Source organism: Microcystis sp. M49636_WE2 (assembly GCF_030065375.1).
GTDB lineage: Bacteria > Cyanobacteriota > Cyanobacteriia > Cyanobacteriales > Microcystaceae > Microcystis > Microcystis aeruginosa_C.
Genome location: NZ_JASJFG010000815.1, coordinates 1 through 5,745, shown reverse-complemented (window position 1 = coordinate 5,745; position 5,745 = coordinate 1). Strand labels below are relative to the sequence as shown.

Genomic DNA, 5,745 nt, shown 5'->3' with positions numbered 1-5,745 from the left:
CAATGCCGCCCAAGCATGGAATCATAGTTTTTATTGGGACTGCATGAAACCGGGTGGTGGCGGTGCGCCTACCGGTGCTTTAGCCGATAAAATTAACGCAGATTTCGGTAGTTTCGAGAAATTTGTCGAAGCTTTCAAAACCGCCGGCGCTACTCAATTCGGTAGCGGTTGGGCTTGGTTGGTTCTCGATAACGGTACTCTCAAAGTTACCAAAACCGGCAACGCTGACAATCCTTTAACCGCCGGACAGGTTCCCCTCCTAACTATGGATGTGTGGGAACACGCTTATTATCTCGACTACCAAAATCGTCGTCCCGATTACATCAGCGACTTTTTAACCAAGTTGGTTAATTGGGATTTCGTGGCTGCTAATTTAGCGGCGGCCTAAAAATTTGGCTCAGTTAATTCAGTTATCAGTTATCAGTTATCAGCTATCAGGGGTTGGGGAGCAGAGAAAAACCATCCATAGGTTGGGGGTTAATACTACTCTTAAAATTGGCAAATCTCTCTAATATTAATTATCCTTAAAATAGATAACTAAAAAAAACTTTTTTAACATCGAGCGCGCTTCTCGCACCATGGAACAACCTGTCAGTTGGATTATTCCCCGTCATCCCCGTCCCGATTATCCCCTGTTTGTATTTTTACCTGGAATGGATGGCAGCGGTCAACTGTACCATCGTCAGATTAACAACCTTGCTCCTTACTTCGATCTGCGTTGTTTGGCGATTTCCCCGCAATATCTCGGCGATTGGGAGGAATTAAGCGATTGCGTGATTGCTTTATTGGCACAGGAATTAAAGGGACAATCGAGAAAAGTCTATCTCTGCGGTGAGTCTTTTGGTGGCTGTTTAGCCTTGAAAATAGCGACAAAATCAGCAAAATTAATTAAAAAACTGATTTTAATTAACCCTGCTTCTTCTTTTAATCAAAGACCTCTTTTAAGCTTGGGAATCGGTATCACCCAGATAATGCCCGATTTCATCCACGGCAGCTCGGCACTAACTATTTTACCCTTTCTCGCCGCTCTCGGTCGAATATCCCGGGAAGATCGCCGCTCTCTCCTCAAAGCCATGCAATACGTCCCACCGAAGACGATTAGCTGGCGTTTATCCCAGTTACAACGGTTTCAGGTTAGTGCCAGCGAGTTAAAAGCTCTGCAATTGGAGGTGTTATTGATAGCCAGTCAAGGCGACCGACTGTTACCATCGGTAGCGGAGGCTAAACGCCTAATTCAGCAGTTACCCGCCGCAAAATTAACGATTCTGCCCAATAGTGGTCACGCTTGCCTGCTGGAAACCGATATTCATCTCAAAGACATTCTCCATCACCATGCTTGTCTCCCCCGAAGTCTACCCGCAAAAAGTCACTGAGGATGGTTCTTCTACCTTTTTTTCGACCGAATTCGGCGAATGTTATCATTCTACCTCCGGGGCAAGGGAAGAAGCCGAGAAAAAATTTATCCTCTCTAGTCGTCTGGCAGCAAAAGCAGACCAGAGCAATAATCTGAAAATTCTTGACATTTGTTACGGCTTAGGGTATAATGCCGCCGCGGCCTTGGCGGCCATTTGGCAAGTTAGGGGGGATTGTCGGGTAGAATTATTAGCTTTGGAAAGCGATCGAGTGGTTCCCCTAGCAGCTATTAGAGAAAAGCTCTTAAATAGTTGGAGTCAACCAATTCCCGAATATTTAAGCGATTTTGCCCATAATCACCGGCTAGACTTGCCTAATCTCACCGCTAAACTGTTAATCGGGGATGCGCGACAGACGATAACCAAGGTGATTGACGCGGGTTTTCAAGCAGAGGCAATTTTTCTCGATCCCTTTTCCCCGGGTAAATGTCCGCAACTGTGGACGGTGGAGTTTTTAGCTTTAGTGGCCAAATGCCTGAGTCCGACGGGTTATTTAGTCACCTATTCCTGTGCTGCCTCGGTGCGAAGGGCTTTACAATTAGCAGGATTGCAGATTGGGGCCACCGATAGCGTCGGGCGGCGATCGCCAGGGACAATAGCCAGTTTTTTGTCCTTACCCCCATCTCTATCGGCACAGGAATGGGAACATCTGCAAACTAAGGCCGCTATTCCCTATCGAGACGCGACTTTAAGCGACCCAGCCGAAGTGATTATACAACGTCGTCGCAGCGAACAGGCACTCTGTGACTTAGAACCGACTAGCCACTGGAAAAAACGTTGGCAAAGATCGGTTAGTTCGATCGCAATCTCGGAATGAGAATATGTAGTTAGGGTTGGCTGAATATCAGTGAAAACCTTGCTAGAAAACGGTTTAGGGACTTTTTTTTCAGGAAAAGTGCCAGAAACAAACGTTGAGAAATCGAAATAGGGACACATACTAAATCCTGTTATAATAAAACGAGTAAAGACGAGGAGATAAAATGCCCAAGAAAGCTTACTTAGCCGAACATCTAAGTTCAGAGGAACTGAAAGATAGATACAGAAGCAGTCAAGACTCAGTGGAAACAAGAAGATGGCACTTATTGTGGAAAATATCGTTAGGATGGACAATCAAAAATGCGGCAGTAGCTGTGGGGTTAGATTATCAGTATAGTTTTAGAATTCTCAAAAGATATAATGAATTAGGAGAAGAAGGAGTTAAAAATCTCAAGAAAAAAAGTGCGGAACATCGGAGAGGAAAAGAACCTTTATTGAAGGAAGAACAATTTCAAAAATTAAAAGAAGAACTGAAAGAACGTCCTGCGGATGGAGGAATCTGGACAGGTCCGAAGGTAGCCCGATGGATAGAAAAGGAAACGGGACGAGAAAAAGTTTGGAATCAAAGGGGATGGGATTACTTAAAAAAGTCGAGATATTCTTGTCAAAAACCCAGGAGAAAACATAAAAAGGTAGACCCAGTTGAACAAGAAAAATTTCAGCAAAATTTAACAGTAAAAGTCCAAGAATTAAGAGATAAATTTCCCAATTCTCAGGGAGAAGTCTGATTCTTTGACGAACATCGAGTTGGCTTAAAACCAATCATTAGAAAAGTCTGGGTACCAATAGAAGAAAAGCCTTCTGCCCTAGTGCATCATCGTTATGAATGATTATATGTTTAGGGATTTGTTGAGCCGAAAACAGGGAAAACACTCTGGTATTTAATCCCAAGAGTTAATCATCAATGGTTAAGTTTAGTCTATCAATCTTTTGCACAAGATGTCGGGTTATCGGCAGAAAAAATTGTCCTATTAGTACAAGATAATGCCCAGTGGCATAGAAGTCAAAAACTTGAAGTTCCCGATGGAATCATGCTCGATTTTCTACTTTGCTTATTCACCAGAACTACAGCCAGCCGAGAGATTGTGGTCTCTAGTAGATGAACCTCTGGTTAATGAGTATTTTGAAACGATTGAAGAAAGGTCAGAAATTCTGATAACTCGTTGTCAGTATCTCGAAACAATCACTAATGAAATTAAAAACTTGACTAACTATCATTGGCTAACTTATGGCTGATTGTTATCAACTTTTCAAAACAGGATTTAGGATCAAAACCCTTATTTGATTAGGGAGTTGCCAGAAATTGACCGGGAGATAATTCGGCATTAACTAAAAACTTCAACGGGATCAATTTGACGGCACAAGCTTTTAATTCTGGTTGCAGGGAAATCGGACAAGCGGCCGGATGGGTGAGACTATTGGCCTCAGAATTTTCTGCCCATAGGGCCCCCCAGTGCATCGGCACAAAGACACAATTAGGAGCAATTGCTTTGGTAATTAAAGCCGGAAAACGGGCAGAACCGCGACGAGAACGCACCTCCAACCATTCTCCAGCTTCTATGCCCAATTTTGCCGCATCTTGGGGATGAATTTCCAGAAAAGGTGCGGGGTGCATTTTGACAATTTTCTCGATGCGGCCGGTGCGGGTTTGGGTGTGCCAGTGACCGTACAAACGCCCCACGGTCAACACTAGGGGATAATCATCGTCCGGGGGTTCCGCTAGACCTTTACTGTGGTAAGCTGCGAAAACAGCACGTCCATCGGCAGTATTAAATTTACCATCGGTATAAAGGCGTTTTGCGGCTGTTTTTTGGCTTTTATCGTCATCTTTAACTAAATTACCTAGTAATTCCCCGGAATTAGCGGTTTTAGGGGCGGAAATTTCATCGATGGAATCGGGCCACGGTCGGGGAGTCTCGGCCAGGCGATCATAATTAATCGCCGTCATATCACAAGGACGTTTATATGTCAAGCGGGCAAACTCGGAATATACCTCGGCCGAATCCTGAAAATTAAATTGTGCCTGAAACCCCAAACGGCGACCAACTTCGGCAAAAATTTGCCAGTCGGCCCTAGCTTGACCAACGGGAGGACGAAAAGCCTTATTTAACGTCACCATACGCTCAGAATTGGTCATTGTTCCCGTTTTTTCGCCCCATTGGGCTGCTGGCAGTAATAAATGGGCATAGGCGCTGGTTTCCGTGGGATAGTAGGCATCCTGATGGATAGTAAAAGGTGATTTTAACAGGGCCGCCTTGGTGCGTTTTAGATCAGGCATACTAACAGCCGGATTAGTGGCGGCAATCCAGAGAAGTTTGACATCTCCCGTCTCCAAACCAGTAATCATACTCCAAGCATCGCGACCGGGGACGGGAGAAATCCGACCAGCAGGTAAACCCCAAGCTTGTTCCACTTCGGCCCGGTGTTGGGGATTTTTGACGGAACGATAACCGGGGAGAAGATGGCAGAGGCCGCCAGCTTCCCGTCCTCCCATGGCGTTGGGTTGTCCCGTTAGGGAAAAAGGACCGGCCCCGGGCTTACCGATATTAGCCGTCATTAAGTGTAAATTGACTAAAGTGCGGGCTTTGGCCGTGCCTTCGCTGGATTGATTGATACCCATCGACCAAAGGGAAAGCACTCTTTTCGATTCGGCCCAGTAGCGGGCAGCCTGTTCTAAATCGTCGATGGGGATGCCGCATTTATGCGCGACGATTTCGGGGGGATAATGGCGGATAATTTCGGCGTATTTGGGGAAATCTCGGGTACATTTATCGATAAAATAGGTATCGATCGCACCCCAATTCATTAACAGGTGAGCAATACCGTTAAATAGGTCAATATCAGTCCCCGGGTTAATGGCGAGGTGGAGATTAGCGGCCTCGGCGGTTTTTGTCCTGCGGGGATCAACGACGATTAATTTCGCTTCTTTGTTACCTTTGAGATACTTGTGCAGACGGTTAAAGATGATGGGGTGACATTCGGCCGTATTTGTCCCCACCAGAAAGGCACAATCGGTCAATTCTAGGTCATCGTAACAGCAGGGGGGACCGTCGGACCCGAAACTGTCCCGATAAGCGGCCACGGCCGAAGACATACAAAGACGGGAATTAGCATCAAAGTTATTGACTCCCAGACAGCCCTTGACCAGTTTTTGGGCGATGTAGTAATCTTCGGTGTGAAATTGTCCCGAACCGTATAGACAGATACTTTCCTTTTCCCCCTGAGCGATTAGAGTTTGAATGCGGTTAACGATGCGATCAAGGGCTTCTTCCCAGGTACAAGGACGGAATTGCTCTTGGAGAGAATCGCGGATCATCGGGGTTTTGAGGCGATTTTTATCGATTGATTCCGCTACGGTAGCCCCTTTAACACAGATCATACCTTGACTGGAGGGGTGGGACTTGTCCCCGAAGACTTTCCATGCTTGTCCGGCCGACGCGGGGGGGGTGACTGTCAAACCACAACCTACTCCACAGTAAGGACATTGGGTTTTTGTAGATTCAGTCATAAGCAGTTG

6 protein-coding genes are annotated in these 5,745 nt (G+C 45.8%); 5 read left to right on the top strand and 1 reads right to left on the bottom strand.

The window, feature by feature from the left end; translation table 11 throughout:
* From PX484_RS18520 to PX484_RS18500, 5 genes are all read left to right on the top strand, one after another.
* Window positions 1-388, top strand: a 388-nt coding sequence (locus tag PX484_RS18520; protein ID WP_288105059.1) for a superoxide dismutase, incomplete at its 5' end; no start/stop codon positions are given.
* A gap of 190 nt (window positions 389-578) precedes the next feature.
* Entirely contained in the window at window positions 579-1,373 is a 795-nt protein-coding gene (locus PX484_RS18515; protein WP_287766848.1) for an alpha/beta fold hydrolase, read from the top strand.
* Entirely contained in the window at window positions 1,333-2,229 is an 897-nt protein-coding gene (locus tag PX484_RS18510) for a tRNA (5-methylaminomethyl-2-thiouridine)(34)-methyltransferase MnmD (protein WP_287766846.1), read from the top strand. The genes PX484_RS18515 and PX484_RS18510 overlap by 41 nt, the downstream gene beginning before the upstream one ends.
* Window positions 2,230-2,392: 163 nt before the next feature.
* Complete coding sequence (locus PX484_RS18505) at window positions 2,393-2,956, top strand: helix-turn-helix domain-containing protein (protein WP_002803970.1); 564 nt, start codon at window positions 2,393-2,395, stop codon at window positions 2,954-2,956.
* Between the two features lie 256 nt (window positions 2,957-3,212).
* A complete protein-coding gene (locus PX484_RS18500; RefSeq protein ID WP_287666444.1) occupies window positions 3,213-3,464 on the top strand; it encodes a hypothetical protein in 252 nt (83 codons plus the stop codon).
* Window positions 3,465-3,513: 49 nt separating this feature from the next.
* Here the strand turns inward: PX484_RS18500 and PX484_RS18495 are convergent, their stop codons facing one another.
* Entirely contained in the window at window positions 3,514-5,736 is a 2,223-nt protein-coding gene (locus PX484_RS18495; RefSeq protein ID WP_288105061.1) for a molybdopterin oxidoreductase family protein, read from the bottom strand.
* Between the last annotated feature and the right edge of the window lie 9 nt (window positions 5,737-5,745).

Excerpts from the sequence above, each read along its gene's own strand:
- PX484_RS18510 (WP_287766846.1), top strand. The coding sequence starts at position 1,333 with ATGCTTGTCTCCCCCGAAGTCTACCCGCAAAAAGTCACTGAGGATGGT.
- PX484_RS18495 (WP_288105061.1), bottom strand. The coding sequence starts at position 5,736 with ATGACTGAATCTACAAAAACCCAATGTCCTTACTGTGGAGTAGGTTGT.
- PX484_RS18515 (WP_287766848.1), top strand. The coding sequence starts at position 579 with ATGGAACAACCTGTCAGTTGGATTATTCCCCGTCATCCCCGTCCCGAT.
- PX484_RS18505 (WP_002803970.1), top strand. The coding sequence starts at position 2,393 with ATGCCCAAGAAAGCTTACTTAGCCGAACATCTAAGTTCAGAGGAACTG.
- PX484_RS18500 (WP_287666444.1), top strand. The coding sequence starts at position 3,213 with ATGCCCAGTGGCATAGAAGTCAAAAACTTGAAGTTCCCGATGGAATCA.